This window comes from Weizmannia sp. CD-2023 (assembly GCF_036225245.1).
GTDB classification, from domain to species: domain Bacteria; phylum Bacillota; class Bacilli; order Bacillales; family Bacillaceae_C; genus Weizmannia; species Weizmannia faecalis.
Genome location: NZ_JARTJQ010000144.1, coordinates 1 through 1,047 on the forward strand (window position 1 = coordinate 1; position 1,047 = coordinate 1,047).

Here is a 1,047-nt window from a genome sequence, read left to right on the forward strand (position 1 = left end):
TAGGCACATCTTCTGACCGACTTCCTTTACGTAGAGCGGCCCGCCCAATGCTAAGATAGATCCATTTTTAACAGGAATGCTTAACATAAGCCTGATCATAAACGGCTTTTCCCACTACCACGGAAGATGGAACCGTCCAGTCTGATTTGAAGTACCGCTTGAAAGGCGGATAGATTCTTTCCTCAGTTCGACTCCCGGTTCCAGCTGCACCCATAAAGACTTTGGATCGTACACAAGCTGGTCGCGATAAACGCTGCGGTGCCCGATGATCAAATACCCGGCAATACAGGCGGCCAACATATACATCCCCGTAACATGCCCGTACAGCTCATATCCAAGCAGCACAGCGGAAACCGGCGTATTGGATGCAGCCGAAACCACCGCCAGCATACCCGCAGCCGCTCCTAATACAGGGTTCATCCCGAGCAAACCGGCAAATGCATTCCCGGCAGCAGACCCGATGACGAGCTGCGGGGTGAATGTTCCTCCGTAAAAGCCGGAACCAAGCGTAACCGCCACAAACAGAATTTTCCACAGAAATGCGAAAAATCCGACATGTCCCCCGTGCATCGCTTTGTCCAAAAGCGGCAAGCTCAGTCCTAAAAAGTCGGCAGGAAAAATCAATAATGCAACTGCGATGAGCATGCCGCCAACACAGGGCATCAGGAAGAAAGGAAGATGCAATTTTTCCCGGACAACTGAAAATAAGCGACCCCCCTGTTCAATAGATTCAACAAACAGCCATCCAGCCAGGCCGCAAATCATGCCAAGGGCTGCCACTTTTAAAAGCAGCAGAACAGAAAAAGACGGCATGGCATGGATCGTGAAATATTCATAAGGCGTATGCAACAGCCTTTTATTAACTTCAAAAGCAGCTATGCCGGAAACCGCCGAAGGGAAAAGAAACTGGTGCCGGATTGACCCGATAGCCAGTACTTCCAAACCAAACACGGCTGCTGTAACGGGCGCGCCAAACAGACTGGCAAAAGCAGCACTGATTCCGCATACGATCAGCTGGGCCCGAAGAAACGGCTGAATATGAAAAAC

At 50.5% G+C, this 1,047-nt stretch carries 1 protein-coding gene; it reads right to left on the reverse strand.

Going from position 1 to position 1,047, the window contains the following annotated elements; genetic code table 11:
* Positions 1–114 precede the first annotated feature (114 nt).
* A partial coding sequence (locus P9687_RS16860; protein WP_328228944.1) for a chloride channel protein occupies positions 115–1,047 on the reverse strand: 933 nt, incomplete at its 5' end.